Genomic DNA, 18302 nt, shown 5'->3' with positions numbered 1-18302 from the left:
CCTCTACGTCACGCTCGCATAACATCGACTCTCGTGCCCGACGTCGTGACAGATTCATCAGCTGGTCCCCCCGTCCCCGCTCCCCTGCGAGCCTCGGACGAACTTCGTGCTCAGGTACGAGTTCCCCGGCTGATCGCCATGGTGGCCGGCATCCTCGGGGTGCTGTTCGCACTGATCACTCCGTTCGCGCCTGTCACGCAGACCACCGCCACCATTTCGTGGCCGCAGAACGGGCTCCTGCAAGACGTGGACGCCCCACTGGTGTCCCAGGCACCCGTAAGCCTCAGCGCGACACTGCCGTGCTCTGCTGTCGCCGCACTCCCCGCGTCGGGCGGGCTGCTACTGGCGACGGCACCCCCGCAGGGCGAGGGCGCTGCGCTGAACAGTTTGTTCGTCCGCGTCGGTGAATCGAACGTCGACGTCCTCGATCGCAATGTCGTGGTCGCGACGGCACCTCGCGCCGACGTCGAGAGCACTCGCTGCGCGGCCATCGAAATCACCTCGAACGACCAGTACACATCGGCGGCCTTCACCGGCCTGACCGACGACGACGGCCAGCCCCGGCAAGGCCGGCTCGACGGCGATCTGCGGCCCCAGGTCGTCGGCATCTTCAGTGATCTCAGCGGCGCGGCACCCGCGGACATGTCTGTCACCGTCGACGTCGACTCCCGCTTCTCGTCGTCACCGACGGTGCTCAAGTTGCTGATCATGATCCTGGCGATCGCGTGCACTTTGTTGGCCATAGGCGCACTCGGACGACTCGACGGCACCGACCGCCGCGCGCACCGCCGCTTCTTTCCCTCCCACTGGTGGAAGTTCACCGGCGTCGACGTCACCGTCCTCGGCGTTCTGGTGGGGTGGCATTTCGTCGGTGCCAACACCTCCGACGACGGCTACCTGCTCACGATGGCCCGGGCCGCAGATCACTCCGGCTACATGGCCAACTACTTCCGCTGGTTCGGGGTACCCGAAGCACCGTTCGGCTGGTACTACGACGTGCTCGCCGTCTTCGCCAAGATCTCGACCGCCAGCCCGTGGATGCGCCTGCCCGCCCTCATCGCCGGAGTCCTGTGCTGGATGGTGATCAGCCGCGAGGTAGTTCCGCGCCTCGGACGCGCGGTACGTAAGTCCAACGTCGCGCTGTGGACCGGCGGACTGGTGTTCCTCGCCTTCTGGCTCCCGTACAACAACGGACTGCGCCCCGAACCGATCGTCGCCCTCGGCGCACTGCTCACCTGGTGCTCGGTGGAGCGATCGATCGCCACCGGCCGACTACTTCCTGCCGCCGCAGCATGTCTCATCGGAGCCTTCACCCTCGCCGCGGCTCCCACCGGATTGATGTGCGTGGCAGCACTTCTCGCGGGTGCACGGCCCATCGCACGGATCGTCGTCAGGCGTCACCGCCAGGTCGGCACCCTCGCCCTGCTGGCACCGTTGGCTGCGGCCGGTGTGCTCGTCCTCGTTGTGGTCTTCGCCGACCAGACGTACGCAACAGTCATCGAGTCCACCCGAGTGCGGACCATCATCGGCCCCAACGAGGCCTGGTACCAGGACTTCCTGCGGTACTACTACCTCTTCGTCCAGACCGTGGACGGCTCCGTCGCGCGCCGCTTCGCGTTCCTGGCAATGATCCTGTGCCTGTTCACGACGCTGTTCGTGCTACTGCGTCGTCGGCGCATCCCCGGCATTGCCAACGGGCCGGCCTGGCGTCTGCTCGGCGTTGTGCTCGGCACCATCTTCTTCATGATGTTCAACCCCACCAAGTGGACTCACCACTTCGGTTCCTACGCCGGAATCGCCGGTGGGCTCGCTGCGTTGACCGCCGTGGCCGTCTCGGCCAGCGCGCTGCGTTCGCGGCGTAACCGCTCGTTGTTCGCGGCCGGGCTGATGTTCGTTCTCGCACTGTCGTTCTCGGGCATCAACGGCTACTGGTACGTCTCGAGCTACGGCGTGCCGTGGTTCGACAAGACGGTGTCGCTCGGTGGCAACGAATCGGGCACGCTGTTCCTGATCCTCTTCGGCCTGGTTCTTGCGATCGCGGCGTTCCAGTACCTGCGCGAGGGATACGCACCGCCACAACCGAAGCCGACGTCGGCTCGTGGTCAACGGATCCGAAAGTTCGCCGCCGCGCCGTTGACCGTCATCGCGGGGATCATGGTGCTGTTCGAGGTGCTCTCGCTCGTCAAGGGCGCCGTCTCGCAGTACCCGGCCTATTCGCTCGCACGCTCGAATGTGCAATCGGTACTGGGCAATTCGTGCGGACTCGCCAACGATGTTCTCGTGGAGTCCAACCCCAACGCCGGCATACTCAGCCCCTTGCCGGGTGAGTTCGATGCCACCGCAGGCCCGCTCGGCGGATCGAGCTCCACCCTGCGCAACTTCACCGCCAACGGCATTCCCAGTGACCTCAGTGCCGATGCCGTGGAAGTCAAACCAGGACAGGGCAACACCGACCAACAGGCCGTCGGCCCCGCATTCGAGGAAGGCCAAAGTTCCGGCACCGCAGGTGGCACCGGAGCCGTAGGCGTCAACGGCTCGAACGCAGCTCTGCCCTTCGGTCTCGACCCTGCCACCACCCCGGTACTCGGCTCGTACCAGGAAGGCATCCAGGAACCCGCGGAGGCGACGTCGAGCTGGTACCAACTGCCCGCTCGCAGCGACGACGCCCCCCTCGTCGTCTTCTCCGCAGCCGGCCGCATCTGGTCGTACGACGACACCGGAGCCCTTACCTACGGACAGTCGCTGCTGCTCGAATACGGCAAGCGTCAGCCCGACGGAACCGTCCAGGCGCAGGGCACCTACCTGCCCCGGGACATCGGACCTGCACCGTCGTGGCGCAACCTCCGAATCCCGTTGGCGGACATCGCACCCGATGCCGACGCCGTCCGTATCGTCGCCAACGACCCCAACCTCACCGGCGACCAGTGGCTCGCATTCACCCCGCCGCGAGTACCGGTGATGGACAACCTGAACACCATGATCGGCAGTGAGCAGCCCGTTCTGCTCGACTGGGCAGTCGGACTGCAATTCCCGTGCCAACGACCCTTCGACCACCGCTACGGCGTCGCCGAAGTGCCCGGATACCGCATCCTCCCAGACCGCCCACTGGCCGTCAGCTCCACCGACACCTGGCAATCCGGCGAGAACGGCGGCCCACTGGGCTGGTCCGAACTACTCGCCAAGCCCGTCACCGTCCCCACCTATCTGAAGAACGACTGGGCCAGGGACTGGGGATCGTTGGAGCGCTACGAGCAGTACTACCCCAACGCTGTGCCCGCCGACCTGCAAACCGGGGAAGCCACGCGTTCGGGTTGGTACAAGGACGGCGAACTGCGAGTGTTCGAGGACTGACCGCCCGCCCCCCGCTCCGCGTCAATGGACCCTTGCACACGTCTCGACCGTGCAAGGGTCCATCCACGCTTCAGCTTGGAGTGGGTCAATGGACCCTTGCATACGTCTGAGCGCGTAGATGGTTCATTCACCTTTCCGGGGGCCACGCCCGCGGACTCCGTCGGCCGGCCTCAGCATCCGAGTCCGACAGCGTCGTCCGCCTCGAGACTGGCAACAGCCGATTCATCCACAGAGTGGTCGTTCATCCACACACAACCTGCGACAGCGCCACAACGCGACGAACGTGTCGGTGCCGAATTCCACTCTTCGGACATGAAGAGACGATTATGGAACGCAGATTCATTGTTCGACCTGAGCTCGACCGGCGTCGTGGCGCGCCGGCAGCTTCGCGAGGCGGGCGTGAGTGACGCAGCGATCGATGGCAGGTGCGCAGCCGGCGGTCCGTGGCAGCGGTTGCTGCCGGGTGTCGTACTGCTGCGAAACGGCCATCCGTCGACGCTCGAGCGGTCAGCCGCGGCGCTCGCATACGGCGGACCGAACAGCATGATCACCGGATGCGTCGGACTCGATTCGTTCGGATACGGCACCAACGGATCCGCCGGAGAGGTTCATCTACTGCTACCCGCGGAGATGCGTCGGGCATCGGTGTCTTTTGTCCGAGCAGAGCGGACGTGGCGGCTTCCCAAGCCGATCACCAAGGGCAGCATCCGAGTTGCTCCTCTGGTGCGTTCACTGGTCGACGCCACACGGGCAGCGAAATCCGAGGCACGGTGCGTCGCCCTGTTGACCGAGGTGTTCCAGCGGGGCGGCGTGACCATCGATCAGGTTGCCATCGAACTGGCCGAAGGCCCGCGTCGCTACAGCGCGCTCACCCGCCGAGTACTCCGCGAGTTACGGGACAACGCGCACTCGGTGGCGGAACTCGAAGACCAGCGTCTGTACCGAACCAGCGGGCTGCCTGCGATGACGCACAACTGCGACATCTACGCCCGAAGCGGAGAGTTCATCGCCAACACCGACGGGTGGATCGACTCCGTGGCACTGGCACGTGAAGTAGATTCCGTGACCCACCATCTGTCACCGGCCGACTACCAGCGGACACAAGCCCGACGCAACCGAATGCAGGCCCACGGACTCATCGTGGTTTCCCATTCACCTCAAGACATCCGCGATCGGCCGACACAGGTGCTCGACGACTTACGGATGAATTACCAACACGCTCTCGCCAGACCTCGACCGGATGTGGTGATGGTTCCGCGCGAATCGACCGGGTGAATGACCATCGGACACGTCTGACCGGTGCAGTGGTTCATTGACACCGCCCCAGCGGTTGCGTGAATGAACCACTGCATACGTCTGACCGGTGCAGTGGTCCATTGACGCCAAAGGGAGCGCAGCGACCGGACCGAGACCGGGGCAGGCTAGATCGGGAGCAACGAGTGCTTCCGCGGACTCTTCTGCACTTCTTTGTCTCGGAGAATGTGCAGGGCCTTGCGAATCTCGAGGCGCGTGCTCGACGGCTCGATGACGGCGTCGATGTAACCACGCTCGGCCGCGATCCACGGGGTTGCCACATGCTCGTTGTAGAAGTTGATCAGCTGCTTGCGTAGGGCCGGTGCGTTTTCGCCCGCCTCGGCGAGTTGCTTCCGACTCATGATGTTGATGGCACCCTCGGCACCCATGACGGCGATGCGGGCGGTCGGCCAGGCGAGGTTGATGTCGGATCCGAGCTGCTTCGAGCCCATCACCGCGTAGCCGCCGCCGTACGACTTGCGAATCACCACAGTCACTTTCGGGACAGTCGCTTCGACGAAGGAGAAGATGAAGCGGCCGCCGCGATGGATGACGCCGAGCGTCTCCTGATCAACGCCGGGCAAGAACCCGGGTGTGTCGACGAGGAAGATGATCGGGATGTTGTACGCATCGCTGAGTCGAATGAATCGCGCGGCTTTATCAGCACCGTCGGCGTTGAGAGCACCGGACAGGTGCATCGGCTGATTGCCGACGATTCCCACCGGCCGACCGTCGACGCGAGCGAAGCCGGTGATCACGTTCGGTGCCGTTTGACCCGAGAGTTCGTGGAATTCGCCGTCGTCGAAGATGCGCAGAATGATGTCGTGCATGTCGTAACCGGCGTTGTCGGCGTCGGGCATGAACGAGTCGAGCTTGCGATCGGATTCGGTGATCTCCGGCTCGAGTCCCGGATTGATCACCGGCGACTCTTCCTGGCAGCTCGACGGCATGTAGCTCAAGTAGTTACGAATCCACTCGAACGCGGCCTTCTCGTCGGCTGCGACATGGTGCACGTTGCCGTTGAGGGCCTGGACACGGGCGCTACCGAGCTCGTCGAGGCTGACATCCTCGCCGGTCACGGACTTGATGATGTCCGGGCCGGTGACGAACATGTACGCCTCTTCGGTGGCGACGACGATGTCGGTGTTGATCGGCGCGTACACCGCACCACCGGCGCACTTACCGAGGATCAACGAGATTTGCGGGCACAGGCCGGACAGCGCCTCGTGGCGTCGACCCAGTTCGGCGTACCACGCGAGGGAGGTGACGGCGTCCTGCACGCGAGCTCCACCGGAGTCGTTGATGCCGACGACCGGGCAGCCCATCTTGATCGCGAAGTCCATGATGCCGGCGACCTTGCGGCCGAACATCTCGCCGACGGTGCCGCCAAACACGGTCTGATCGTGCGAGAACACTGCGATCGGACGGCCGTCGACGGTTCCGTGGCCGGTGACGACGCCATCGCTGTAGAGAGCACCGGGATCGTTGGGGGCCTTCACCAATGCGCCGATTTCGACGAAGCTGCCGGGATCGAGCAACGAGTTGACGCGGTCGCGGGCACTGGGGATGCCCTTCTTCGCGCGCTTCGCTATCCCGATCTCGCCGGCCGGTTCCTTGGCCAGTTCGAGCCTCGCCCGTAGTTCGGCCAGCTTCTCCGCAGTGGTGCCACTCAAGATCTACGCTCCGGTTCTTGCAGACTCGATGTTCTCGAGCGTCTTCGACAAATGGGCCGCAATTTTTCCAATGTACGGCTCGTCGACGACCGCTAGGTGATCGCCTCCGACGTAGACGATCTCCAGGTCCTTCACCACCGGTCCCCAACCGCCGTGCTCTTCGCGGGTGGCGTACGCAGGTTCGAGCGCGATCGCATCGTCGTGGTACTTGTCGGCCATGTACAGCGTCACGTGCCCGCCGTACTGCTTGAGCTCGGCCGTCTGGATCGCTCGATTGTCGAGCCACGACGTGCGCTGGTGCTCGATGATTCCGCCGGGAATCTTTGCGCCACTGAGCTTGACCAGGTCGGTGATGATCCGAATCTGACCCTCGTCGTCGGAGTCCACCAACTTGTCGTAGGGAATCGGGTAGTCGACGTTGTACGTCTTCTTGGCGAACGCTGCGTACCGCTCCCAGCGCTTGCGGACCTCGTCCTTGGTGTCCGGGATCGCGGTGCCGGGCATGACGGTATCGAGCAGGCCCACGTAGGCGACCTCGATACCTTCCTCCTCCATCTGACGCGCAACCTCGTAGGCGAGAATGCCGCCGAGCGACCAACCGACGAACACGTACGGCCCCTCGGGCTGGATGGCCTTGATCAGCGGCACGTACTCCGCGGCGCGTACGGCAATGGGACCCTCGACGCGCTCGAGGCCGTACATCGGCGTGCCGGCCGGCAACTTCCGGAGCAACGGCTCGTACGCGACCGTGGAGCTACCCGCCGAGTGGAATGCGAACACCGGTGTGGCGGTGGAGCCTTCGGGGCGAGCCCGGAGATTGCGCACGACACCGTCGATCTCGCCGTCCTCGAGGTGCGGGCGAACCTTGTCTGCGAGCTGCTCGATGGTTTCCGAATCGAGGACGTCGTCGAAGGTGATCTCGCCGCCTGCGCGCTCGGTCAGTCGGGCAGCCAACTTCTCGGCTGTCTCGTCGTCGAGAATCGGCAGGGTGTTGAAGATGCCCTTGGCCGATTCCTTCGTCACCACTGCCCAGGTTGCGAACGTCATCCGCTCGGCGTTGTCGCGCGGCGGTACGTCGGAACCAGCGGCTTCGGCGAACGCCTCCTTGCCACCGAGGTCGGTCTGCGCTGCGGCAGCAACAGCCGGCGCAGGCTTCTCGACGGGAGCAACATCCGCGGCCACGGGAGCGGGCTCGGCCGACACCGGCGCAACAGCAGCCTGCTCTGCCGCCTGTTCGGCCGCCTTCTCCGCTGCCTGCTTGTCGGCCAGCGCCTGCACCTCGTCGCGGTTCTCGATCGCGTAGCGCAGGTACTTCTCGACCTCGCGCAGGTTCGCGTCGCGCACAGCCTGCAATTGCACTGTCGGGATGTCGAATTCGTATTCCACGCGGTTCTTGATGCGCACCGCGCTGAGCGAATCCAGCCCCAGTTCGATCAGCGGAACCTCGGGCGGCAGATCCTCGGGTGCGTAGCCCATGGACTCGGCGACGATGATGGCTAGACGATCTTCGAGCTTCTGATTGCCGTTCGGATCCCAGCGGTCACCGAACGTCTCGACGACCTCCGGCAACTCTTCCATCGGCGATGAGGATCGCTCCTCCACCGCCACAGCAGGTTCCGGACGGACATCTCCCGAGGTGACGACAGCCTCGTGCAGCAATGTGAAGGCCGAGCCCTCGTGCGCGTGCACCTGAACCGACGCACCACCGAGGTGCGAGGTCAGCGTGGTGACGACCGTGCCCACCTTCGGCACAGCGGCATGGGACACCGAAACACCAACGGCAACATCGGAGAACACCTGTGAAGCCGCAGCGGTGACGAGCGCATCGAGTCCGGTGACGGCCGAGGCCTGCACTTCCCAGGCGTGGCGACCGTCGGGCAGTGCGACGCGGGCACCGGGCACCCGCGTGTTGCCACTCGAGCTGACCTGCGAGTTGAGCCAGAACTCCTTGCGCAGGTATGCAGTTCGCGGGATGGCGGCGTACGGGCCGGACTCGAACAGCGTTGCCAACTCGAGCGCATGTCCGTGGACGTACAGCTGAGCCAGCGCGGCCAGGAACGTCTCGGCCTCGTCTTCTTTGCGCTTGAGAGTCGGGATCAGGGTCGAGTCCGCGACTCCCGCAGCCCATGCGGTCGCGGCCACGGACATCAACGCCACCGGGTTGGGAGCTAGCTCGATGAACGTTGTATGTCCATCTCCCACAGCAACATTGACGGCCTGGGTGAACCAGACCGGATGACGCATCCCCTTGGTCCAGTAGTCGACGCCATGAATCGCCGCATGTCCGACGCGATAGTGCGCCTCACGATCGACCGACGAGTAGACCCCGGCGGTGAGCTTGCCCGGTTCGATTCCGGCCAGTTCGGCGGCCAGCTCGCCGAGCAGGACATCGACTGCCGCGGTGTGGCCGGCTCCCTTGACGTCGAGCAGGCGGGCCATTTTGCCTGCGGCTTCGGCCATCTCGACGAGAGCCTCGACCTCGGCGCGCGGTCCGCCGACCGTGGTGTGTGTCGGTGCGGCGTAGACGCAGGGCTCCACATGCGGGAACTGGTCGGTGAGGGTCTTGACCTCGTCGGGGGTGTACTCCACCAGCGCCATGGCACCCTGCGAGGCGGCACCGAGGCCGTCCTGGCCCTCGGCCAACAGCCGTGAGCGCGCGTAGATGATGCGGACGGCGTCTTCGAGGTTGAGACCTCCGGCAACGTAGGCTGCCGCGACCTCACCCATCGAGTGTCCGATGACGGCGGACGGTTCGGCACCGTGCGCGCGAAGGGTTGCGGCCAAGGCGATCTGGATGACGAAGATCGCGACCTGGGAGTTCTCGAACTCGTAGGTCTGCGAGTCGTCGAGGATGATCTCGCGGATGGAGTAGCCGGCTTCGTCGACGAGAAGCTCGTCCACCTTGTCCACCTCGGCGGCGAACACGGCGTTGGTTCGGTACAGCCGCGATGCCATCTTGCGGTGTTGCGAGCCGAAGCCGGAGAACACCCACACTGCACCGTTGGACGCGGGCGAATCCGCGGAGAACACTCCCGGGCCCGGCTTGCCTGCTGCGATGGCGCGCAATCCGGCGATCGCCTCGGCCGTGGTGGATGCGAGAACCACTGCGCGCGAACGCCCGTGGTTGCGGCGGGCCAACGTGCGGCCCACGTCGACGAGAGGCGTCGTGCTGCCCTCTTCGGTCTCGAGCCAGTCGGCCAGCTCCGATGCGGCCCGCTTGCGGCGCGACGGCAACGCGGCAGAGACGGCGAGAATCACTGTTTCGGGACCGGATTCGACCTCGGGAGTACCGGATTCAGCAACAGGATCGACAGCAGCGACAGGCTCGGGATCGACAACGATCGGCAATTCCTCACCGGCCACATCGGTGAGGCCCTCGACGAGAGCGGCCTCCGGGTCCACGGCAGCAGGATCGAACGCGCCATCGGTCTCACCGGGTACGTACTCGCGCACGACGACGTGCGCGTTGGTGCCGCCGAAGCCGAAACCGGAGACGCCTGCGACGGCCTTGCCGGTGTACCGCGGCCAGTCGGTGGCCTCCGGGATCACCTTGAGGTGGGCCTTGTCGAAGTCGATGTACGGGTTGGGGCCCACGTAGTTCAGCGACGCGGGCAGCTTGTTCGCCTGCATCGCGAGGACGACCTTGATCAATCCTGCTGCGCCTGCGGCAGATTCGAGGTGTCCGAAGTTCGTCTTCGCCGATCCCAGCAGGGCCGGCTTGTCGGCGTCGCGGCCTCGGCCCACGACGCGACCGAGGGCATCGGCCTCGATGGGATCGCCCAGAATGGTTCCGGTGCCGTGCGCTTCGATGTAATCCACGCCCGACGGGTTGATGCCGGCGTCGCGGTATGCGAAGCGCAGTGCGTCGGCCTGCGCATCCGGGTTCGGTGCCAGCAGACCGTTCGAGCGGCCGTCCTGGTTGATCGCAGATCCGGCGATGACGGCGAGAACCTGATCACCGTCGCGTTCGGCGTCTTCGAGTCGCTTGAGCACGACGAGTCCGCCACCTTCGGAGCGGATCATGCCGTTGGCGTCGGAGGAGAACGCCTTGATCTTGCCGTCGGGTGCCAGCACACCGGTCTGGCCGAATCCGACGGTGATCGGCGGCGCGAGCAGCATGTTGACGCCACCGGCAACGGCCAGATCGGATTCGCCGGTACGCAGACTGCGCACCGCCTGGTGCACGGCGACCAGCGAGGACGAGCAGGCGGTGTCGACGGCGATCGACGGCCCGCGGAAGTCGTAGAAGTACGACACCCGGTTGGCCACGATGGCGGTGGACGTGCCGGTGAGTGCGTACGGGTGCACGGCCGGGTCACTGACGGCGATCAGCTGGTAGTCGTTGGACGAGCTGCCGATGAACACGCCCACCTGACGGCCCTTGATCGAGCTGGCCGGAATGTGTGCGTGCTCGAGCGCTTCCCACGTCAGTTCCAGCGCGAGCCGCTGCTGCGGATCGACGTTGACGACCTCGTTGGGCGACATCGCAAAGAACTCGGCGTCGAAGGTCTTGACGTCGTCGAGGTAACCGCCCTTGGTCACCGTCGCGGCCACGGCTGCGGCGATGACGGGATCGGAGGTGAATTCCTGCCAGCGGCCGTCGGGCAGATCGGTGATGCCGTCGCGGCCCTCGATGAGGAGCGACCACATCTCCTCGGGAGTGTGCCCGGTGCCGGGGAAGCGAGACGACAGGCCGACGATCGCGACGTCGTGCGCGTCGCCGGACTGTCCGCCGCCGGTGTAGAACGCGTCGTCGACGGTGCCGACGGGCTCGTCGGGCTCGCCCTCGATGATGATCTTGGCCAGCGAGGCGATGGTGGGGTGCTGGTAGACGACGGTGGCGGTCAACGTGACCCCCACCAACTCCTCGATCTCGCCGCTCAGTGCGACGGCATCGCGAGAGGACAGACCGAATTCCTCCATCGGACGGTCGTCCGAGATGGCCGACGCGGGTTGCCCGGTCGCGTCCGCAACCCAGTTGCGTAGCCAATCCCGCAGTTGGGCGACCGTGAAGTCCGTCCCGTCCGCACTCTGGATCTTGTCTGTCTCTTGTTCAGCCATTACTCACCAAGCTATGTATCGAAGGAACGGGAGGCCCAGAGATCAGTCGGGCAGTTCGGCGTCCGGGAATGCCGTCTGCTGGTAGCCGCCGCGGAGAGTGCCCTCGATGTAGGCGGCCTTGCAGGCCCGACGGGCGATCTTGCCGCTGGAGGTACGCGGAATGGAACCGGCGGGCACGAGCAGGACGTCGCGCACCGTGACGCCGTGCCGCGCGGAGACCGCGGTGCGCACCTCGTCGGCGATCGGCTGCGGGTCCGCCTTGCCGGAGCCCGGAGCGCGCTCGGCGACGATGACGAGCTGTTCGGAGCTGTCGTCCGAATCCTTCGTCAGGGCGGCACCACTGAACTCGAACACGATGTCGGGGAGCTGATTGAGCGGGACGGCGAACGCCGCGACGAAGCCGGGCCGGAGCGCCTTGCTGGCTTCCTGAGCCGAGAATTCGAGGTCCTGCGGGTAGTGATTGCGGCCGTCGACGATGACCAGGTCCTTGACGCGACCGGTGATGTAGAGCTCGCCGTCGTGATAGACACCGAAGTCGCCGGTCCGCATCCAGTTGCCGCCCTCGGGGGCACCGTCTGCGTGCGAGCCCTCGGCGTTGCGGTGCACGAGCTTGTTGTGGAAGGTCTCGGTGGTCTCGGTCTCGCGGCCCCAGTAGCCCTGGCCGATGTTCTCGCCGTGCAACCAGATCTCGCCGACGTGCTCGTCGGCAACCTCGGTGGCGGTCTCGGAATCGACGATGGCTGCCCACTGGCTGCGGGCGACCGTTCCGGTGGACACCTGCGGGATGGCACCGGGTGCATCGGGGGCGACGACCACGAAGTTGCCTGCATTGAGCTCGACGCGGTCGACGTAGACCACCTTCGCCTCGTCGGAGTGCTTGCTGGTGGAGACGAACAACGTGGCCTCGGCCATGCCGTAGGACGGCTTGATGGCGGACTTCGGCAGACCGTAGGGGCCGAAAGCATCGTTGAACTTCTTCATCGACGACGTCGTGACGGGCTCGCTGCCGTTGATCAGGCCGATGACGTTCGACAGATCCAGGCTCTCGCCGTTCTTCGGCAGCCCTCGCTGGGCGGCGTGCTCGAACGCGAAGTTCGGTGCCGCAGCGAACGTGCCTGCGCCGTCGGAGACCGCAGCGAGTTCCTTGATCCAGCGCCACGGCCGCTGCACGAACGCGCGCGGGCTCATGATGGTGATGTATTTGCCACCGAGCGCCGGGAGGATGACGGTGAGCAGACCCATGTCGTGGAACATCGGCAGCCAGGTGACGCCGCGGGAATCGTGGTTGATCTCCATGCTGTCGACCATCTGCAGCGCGTTGACGCCCACTGCGCGGTGGGTGATCTCCACGCCGGCCGGGGTTCGCGTCGAGCCGGATGTGTACTGCAGGTAGGCGATGTCGTCGAGCGTCGCCGTCGGCTCGACCCACGTCTCGCCCACACTGTCCGGGACGGCGTCCACGGCGATGATGCGGGGGCGCTCCGCGGCGGGCAGCGCACGGAAGAAGGCACGCACACCGGCGGCCGAGTTGCCTGCGGTGAGGATGGCGCTGGGCTTGCAGTCACCGAGGACGGCATGCAGGCGGTCGGTGTGTCCGGGCTCGTCGGGATCGAACAGCGGCACCGCGATGGTTCCCGCGTAGATCGCGCCGAAGAACGCGACGACGTACTCGAGACCCTGCGGAGCCAGAATCGCGACTCGATCGCCGGGCTGGGTGACCTGCTGCAGACGGGCCGCAACCGCCTTGAGTCGGATTCCGAACTCGGCCCAGGTCAGCTCGTGCGCCTCGCCGTCACGCTCGCGGGAGTAGTCGACGAAGCGGTACGCCAGCGTGTCGGAATTCTCTTGAACGTTCACCTCGACGTGGCGGACGAGTGTCTGCCCTTCACCGATGGTGATGTGGCCGTTCTCATCGATGAAATCATCGAAATTATGGCTCATTACTTCAATCTCCTCCGACACGAATCCGCTGCCGTCCGGCCTGCGTGGACTGAACCCGCACGCCGGACTGCACGAGCACGGACATCGAACAGCTTTGTATGTTACTGACTAGTAGCTCTACCGGTGTCGGTTTGGCACCTGGCTTCGAGGCCAGCTACATGGTACCGACACGTGCCTTCGTCACTCGCCTTTCAGCAAGTCGACAACCGGCGCGAATGCTTCCATTTGAGTGGGGAAAACCCCGACATAGGACATCGTCGTCCGCGCGCGAACGTTACGGATCTGATCGGCGATCTCTTCGTACGTACCGAATGCGAGGTACGGGGACGACAGGATGTCCTCCACGGTCAGCTTGACGTCGACGTCCACGTTCGGCGGGTAGCCGTTGTCGAGGGCGGCCAGCGCCATCTCTGCCATCTGCTCTCGATCGTCGGTCACGACGATGGTGGTGATCGCCCAGTTCAGTTCGATGTCGTCGAACCGGTCTCCGGCTGCGGCGCGAATCAGCTCGACGCGTTCGAGGGTCTTCTCGATGGTCATGCCGGACAGCAGCAGCTTGCCTTCTTTCGAGGTGCTCGGCACCACGGAGATGATGTCGGCATGCTTGGCCGCCAAAGCGAGCATCTTCGGTCCGCCGCCGCCGATGCAGATCGGCGGACGCGGCCCCTGGCGCGGCCGCGGGCTGCCCTTCAGTCCGGAGATCGTGTAGTGCTTGCCCTCGAAATTGCATTCCTGACCGCGCAAGAGCACGTCGAGAATTTCCAGGGTCTCCTCGAGCTTCTCGATTCGCACTCCAGGACGGTCGTACGTGATGCCGGCCTTGTCGTACTCCTCGCGCATCCAGCCCGCACCGAGACCGAGTTCGAGGCGACCACCCGACAGCACATCGATGGTCGCCGCATCCTTGGCCAGCACGGCGGGATGCCGAAAGCCGTTCGCCAACACTGCCGTGCCGAGCCGGATCTTGTCGGTGGCGACGGCAAGTGCGCCGAGGGCTGCGATGGGACCGACCTGATTACCCAGATGATCGGGAATCATGAAGCTGTCGTAGCCCAATTCCTCGGCCTGTTGCGCCAGCTTGATGAATTTCCGAGCCCCGCCCTCCTCGGCGTTTCCCTCTCCGCCTGCAGCGAATCGGAATTTGCGCGGCCCGGCGGTCGCGGCCTCGGCGGAACTCATCTAATGCTCTCCTCGGGGGTCTTCGAGCGTGAAGCGGTCTGAAAGTAGCTGGTCGGTAGGGCGCTGAACGCAGCCGGCCGGGGTCGATCTGCGCAGGTCCAAGGCGTCACTCTAGCCGCTCGCCGGAATGGAACACACCGGCTGGGGGTTGCCGGGCTCAGGTTTGTGCGCGGCAATAGTTCGCGACACGCCGCATTGTGATGTGTCCGTTATGAACGGCACATACTCACGAATGCGCGGGTGTCGGAGCATTCTCGATCAGTCCGGCAGCCCACGCCGCCGTCCACTGCGTAGCCGTCGTGCCGGAACCGTCGACGACAAAACTGTTGTAGGACGCGTGCACGGGATTGCCGGCCGCACCGATCAGAATTTGGATGCTCTGCGGAATGTTGCCCAGCGACAAGCCATCCGACGGCGAGGCACAGATCAGGTCCCCGGGTGCGCAGATCTGGTTGGTGCGGTCGTCGAGTGCACCGAACCCGCCGTCCCGACGCCCCGTCATGGTGATGCCGGGCAGGTCGAGTCCCCCGAGTGCCACCTCGGCACCGACGCCGTCGAGCGGTGCGGGGATGTCGGTACCCGAGACTTCGTCGCGTCGACCGTCGGCGATGAGGGTCACCCCGAGTACGCGATCGGCGGAGATGGGCCCATTGCCCGCGCCGATGTCGGACGCGATATCGCCGGAGATGACCGCACCCTGGGAGAAGCCCGTCAGCACAAAGTTGGTGAGCGGGCACCGCGCGCTCACCTCGGTCATCTTCTGCACGGCCACAGCTTTACCCTCGGTGCGGCTGTTGTTGTAGGACTGCTGACCGTCCGGCGGCAGCGCGATGGGATTCGAGAACTGAGCCACGTACGGCACCGTGTACACGTCGGCGCGCGATCCGGGGAACTGCTCCTGCAGCGGACGGGTGACGTTGAGCATGAGCGACACCGGGTTGGCCGTCGGGTTGTACGGATCGTCGGTGGACGACGACTCCCAGGTGCCGGGAATGGCGATGACCTGTACATCGGGGCAGTCCGCCGGCTGTGACGTCGGCTCTTCCGGTCCAGGCGGCGGCACCGGAGTATCCGGGCCCTTCGGCAACCGTCCTGCCAGTAGGTACCAGAGGGCAACGATGATCAATCCGACGATCACCGCAACGGCGATCACCGGAAGGATCCTGCGCTTACGCTTGGCCATCGGCGTGCATCTCCATCAGCGTGGATCTATGGCCTGCAGTACGTCGCCTGCGCGGCGGTGATGTAGGTCTGGGCAGCCTGCTGAGCCTGTGTCTCGTTCATCTGGGTCCCGGCTGCGCTGGCTTCGACGCCGACGTTCGCGGTGACGTAGGTCGAGATCTCGTCCGCCGCCACACCCTGAGCCTGCGCGGCGCAGATGTAATTGGCCGTCGAGACCGCGATGTCGCCGTTTCCTGCCGGCGTGATGCCCTGCTTCTTCAGCTCCTCGAGGAAGCTCTGACCGCGGTCGTCGATCTGACTCTCGGTCGGACCCGGGAAGTCGTCGGGGACGGGTTGCGGCTGCTCCGGCGGCGCAGTGGCCGCCTCACCCGGGCTCGTGGTCGGGGCGAGCGTGGTGCTCTCCGCCGCCGACGTCGTCGAACTCGCCTCGGTTGTCGTCGCAGCCGCTGTGGTCGTGCTCGTCGGGGCCCCGGTGGCCGTCGAGTCGTCACTTCCGCAGGCCACCAGCATCGAGCTCGCGGCCACGGCGAAGACGCCGAGGGACAGAGTTCTGGCCAGAGAGTTACGCGTCATCGATCGAAAATCCTTCGGTCGTCGGGTCGCAGGCGAGCGTACAGCCACGCTCTGAGAGAACTCTGAAGCCGTGACCGACTCCGAAGCACTCCGCGGGTCACGGTGCGATCGTCGCCACGCCGTCCTTGACAGTGATGATGCCGAACTGGAAGTTCTGCTGCTTACCGCCACCGTCGATGTCGAACTGGTCGCTGGTGGGGTAGCCGAGGCGGCCACCCTCGTAACCGACCGATCCCCAGGCGTCGAAGATCGGACCGTACGGGGTGGACCAGGCACCGCTGAGTGGGCTCCAGTAGATGTTGCCGGTCTCGAACTGGTTGAAGCGTCCGCCGTCCCGGATCGGGCCGATCTCGTTGGACTTGGGGAACCCGAGAGGCCCACTCTCCCAACCCAATTCACCGTACTTGCCGAGAATCATGCCCTGCACCGAATGCACTCCTGCATCGGCCGAGGTGTAGATGGCACCGATCTCGAATCCCTGAACCGAGCCGGGCTTGTTCGGAGTCACGACCTCGTCCAGCACCGGGTAGCCCAGGGGCCCGCCCTCGTAGCCCTGCCCTGCCCACTCGTCGAGCACAGGCCCCTTGACGACGTGAGCACCGGTCTGCGGCGTGAAGTAGATCATGCCGTTCTGGAAAGCGTTGAACCGTCCGCGACCGTCCGGGGTACCGATCTCGCCGGTCTTCGGGAAACCGAGCGCACCCTCGGGGCCCTTGTTGCCCTGGTAGATGCCACCGATTGCTCCGGCAACCACCTGCGCGCCGGTGTCAGGGGTGAAGAAGACTCGACCGAACGTGAAGTCCTGCGCGCGTCCGCCTGCGACGTTGTATTCCTCGGTCAGGCACGGGCCGAGCCACGAGTTGGCTCCGCTGGCGTTGCCGATCAGTCCGGCAGCGCTGCACGCGGGCTTGTCCACCTCGACGCCGAGTGCGGTGGCGAGCTGCGGCCACAACTGGTGCAGCTCGAACTGCCAGTACGGCCACGAATGCGTGCCCGAAGGACGGTAGTTGACCTGGGCCGGGATACCGAGCTGATTGAGCTTGGTGGCGAACGTCTGCGAGGTCAATCGCGACAGGATCTCGAGGCCCATGCCGGCGTAGTTGGTGCTCACACCCGGGATGGGCGACGGCTGATCGTACGGTCCGGTGGAGCCGTTGCCACTGGAGATGTAGAGGCTGACGCCCTTCAGCTTGTCGGCCAACAGGTACGGATCATGCTGTGCCCACAGGGAATTGGACGGTGCGCCCCACATGGCCTTGGAGTCGTAGCCGCCGGCGTCGGTCATCGCGTACTGGATGGCCTGCGGCATTCCGAGCGAGGTGGTGGTCAGGATTCCCGACAGCGAGCCGGCGAACTTGAAGAAACCGGGGTTGCGCGCTGCGAGGAACATCGCCGACGTGCCACCCATCGACAGTCCCACGACACCGCGGGTGTCGGTGCTGCGCCAGTCCTTGGCCAGGATCGGCGGGAGCTCCTTGGTCAGGAACGTCTCCCACTGGTAGTTCTTGCCGTTGTCCTGATCGACCCAGTCGGAGTAGAAGCTGGACTGGCCGCCGATGGGGAGGACCACGTTGACGTTCTTGTCGGCGAAGTACGACTCGGCGTCGGTCTCGGCCGTCCAGCCGTTCTCCTGATCGGTCGCGCGCAGGCCGTCGAGCATGTAGACCTGCGGGAACGTCGCCTGCGGGTTGATGTTCCAGTCACGAGCGAGCAGCAGCTGAACCTGGATGGGCGTACCCATCGACGGCGACTGGATCCACAGCGCGACGCGACGATCGGAAAGCCAGTCCACCGACGTCACGGTGGCACCGGACGTCTGGGTGTATGCGGGTCCGGCCTGGGCGATCGGAGCTGTCAGCGCAATCGGAGTTGCGGCCGCCACCGTCGTCGTCGCAAAGGGGATCATCAGCGCGGATGTGACGGCCAGTGCTGCTGCCGCTCGTCCGGCCCGTGTGCCGGCCGAGGGGATTCGACCGAACCGAACAAGCCCAGTGCGCATAACGGTGACTCTCTTTCGACGTGAACTCTCGAAGGTCTCGTGAGGAGACA

The 18302-nt window shown here is 65.2% G+C and carries 9 protein-coding genes; 2 read left to right on the top strand and 7 right to left on the bottom strand.

Features of this window, described 5'->3' with window-relative positions:
- Positions 1 to 33: 33 nt before the first annotated feature.
- Both AC5WEY_RS05590 and AC5WEY_RS05585 read left to right on the top strand, forming a co-directional pair.
- Complete coding sequence (locus AC5WEY_RS05590) at positions 34 to 3351, top strand: arabinosyltransferase domain-containing protein (protein ID WP_495645016.1); 3318 nt, start codon at positions 34 to 36, stop codon at positions 3349 to 3351.
- Positions 3352 to 3663: 312 nt separating this feature from the next.
- On the top strand, positions 3664 to 4626 hold the full coding sequence (locus tag AC5WEY_RS05585; protein WP_495645015.1) for a hypothetical protein: 963 nt from the start codon (positions 3664 to 3666) through the stop codon (positions 4624 to 4626).
- A 146-nt stretch (positions 4627 to 4772) separates the two neighbouring features.
- On the opposite strand, the gene AC5WEY_RS05580 is transcribed toward AC5WEY_RS05585, so the two are convergent.
- From AC5WEY_RS05580 to AC5WEY_RS05550, 7 genes are all read right to left on the bottom strand, one after another.
- Positions 4773 to 6317 (bottom strand): acyl-CoA carboxylase subunit beta, encoded by a 1545-nt coding sequence (locus AC5WEY_RS05580; protein WP_495645014.1) that lies wholly within the window; start codon positions 6315 to 6317, stop codon positions 4773 to 4775.
- Between the two features lie 3 nt (positions 6318 to 6320).
- Entirely contained in the window at positions 6321 to 11378 is a 5058-nt protein-coding gene (pks13, locus tag AC5WEY_RS05575; RefSeq protein ID WP_495645013.1) for a polyketide synthase Pks13, read from the bottom strand.
- Between the two features lie 42 nt (positions 11379 to 11420).
- Entirely contained in the window at positions 11421 to 13319 is a 1899-nt protein-coding gene (gene fadD32 / locus AC5WEY_RS05570) for a long-chain-fatty-acid--AMP ligase FadD32 (protein ID WP_057477295.1), read from the bottom strand.
- A gap of 180 nt (positions 13320 to 13499) precedes the next feature.
- Positions 13500 to 14498 carry an LLM class F420-dependent oxidoreductase gene (locus AC5WEY_RS05565; RefSeq protein ID WP_032381083.1) on the bottom strand — a complete coding sequence of 333 codons (999 nt, stop codon included), beginning with the start codon at positions 14496 to 14498 and terminating at the stop codon, positions 13500 to 13502.
- A gap of 226 nt (positions 14499 to 14724) precedes the next feature.
- Positions 14725 to 15681 (bottom strand): cutinase family protein, encoded by a 957-nt coding sequence (locus AC5WEY_RS05560; protein ID WP_495645012.1) that lies wholly within the window; start codon positions 15679 to 15681, stop codon positions 14725 to 14727.
- A gap of 26 nt (positions 15682 to 15707) precedes the next feature.
- Positions 15708 to 16253, bottom strand: a complete 546-nt coding sequence (locus AC5WEY_RS05555; RefSeq protein ID WP_495645011.1) for a DUF732 domain-containing protein — start codon at positions 16251 to 16253, stop codon at positions 15708 to 15710.
- A 97-nt stretch (positions 16254 to 16350) separates the two neighbouring features.
- A complete protein-coding gene (locus AC5WEY_RS05550; protein WP_495645010.1) occupies positions 16351 to 18252 on the bottom strand; it encodes an alpha/beta hydrolase-fold protein in 1902 nt (633 codons plus the stop codon).
- Between the last annotated feature and the right edge of the window lie 50 nt (positions 18253 to 18302).

This window comes from Rhodococcoides sp. S146-33, assembly GCF_059489205.1.
Note: the sequence above shows the minus strand (reverse complement) of the source record. Positions and strands in the feature narration are given on the sequence as shown.

Excerpts from the sequence above, each read along its gene's own strand:
- AC5WEY_RS05555 (WP_495645011.1), bottom strand. The coding sequence starts at position 16,253 with ATGACGCGTAACTCTCTGGCCAGAACTCTGTCCCTCGGCGTCTTCGCC.
- pks13 (WP_495645013.1), bottom strand. The coding sequence starts at position 11,378 with ATGGCTGAACAAGAGACAGACAAGATCCAGAGTGCGGACGGGACGGAC.
- AC5WEY_RS05560 (WP_495645012.1), bottom strand. The coding sequence starts at position 15,681 with ATGGCCAAGCGTAAGCGCAGGATCCTTCCGGTGATCGCCGTTGCGGTG.
- AC5WEY_RS05585 (WP_495645015.1), top strand. The coding sequence starts at position 3,664 with ATGAAGAGACGATTATGGAACGCAGATTCATTGTTCGACCTGAGCTCG.
- AC5WEY_RS05550 (WP_495645010.1), bottom strand. The coding sequence starts at position 18,252 with ATGCGCACTGGGCTTGTTCGGTTCGGTCGAATCCCCTCGGCCGGCACA.
- fadD32 (WP_057477295.1), bottom strand. The coding sequence starts at position 13,319 with ATGAGCCATAATTTCGATGATTTCATCGATGAGAACGGCCACATCACC.
- AC5WEY_RS05565 (WP_032381083.1), bottom strand. The coding sequence starts at position 14,498 with ATGAGTTCCGCCGAGGCCGCGACCGCCGGGCCGCGCAAATTCCGATTC.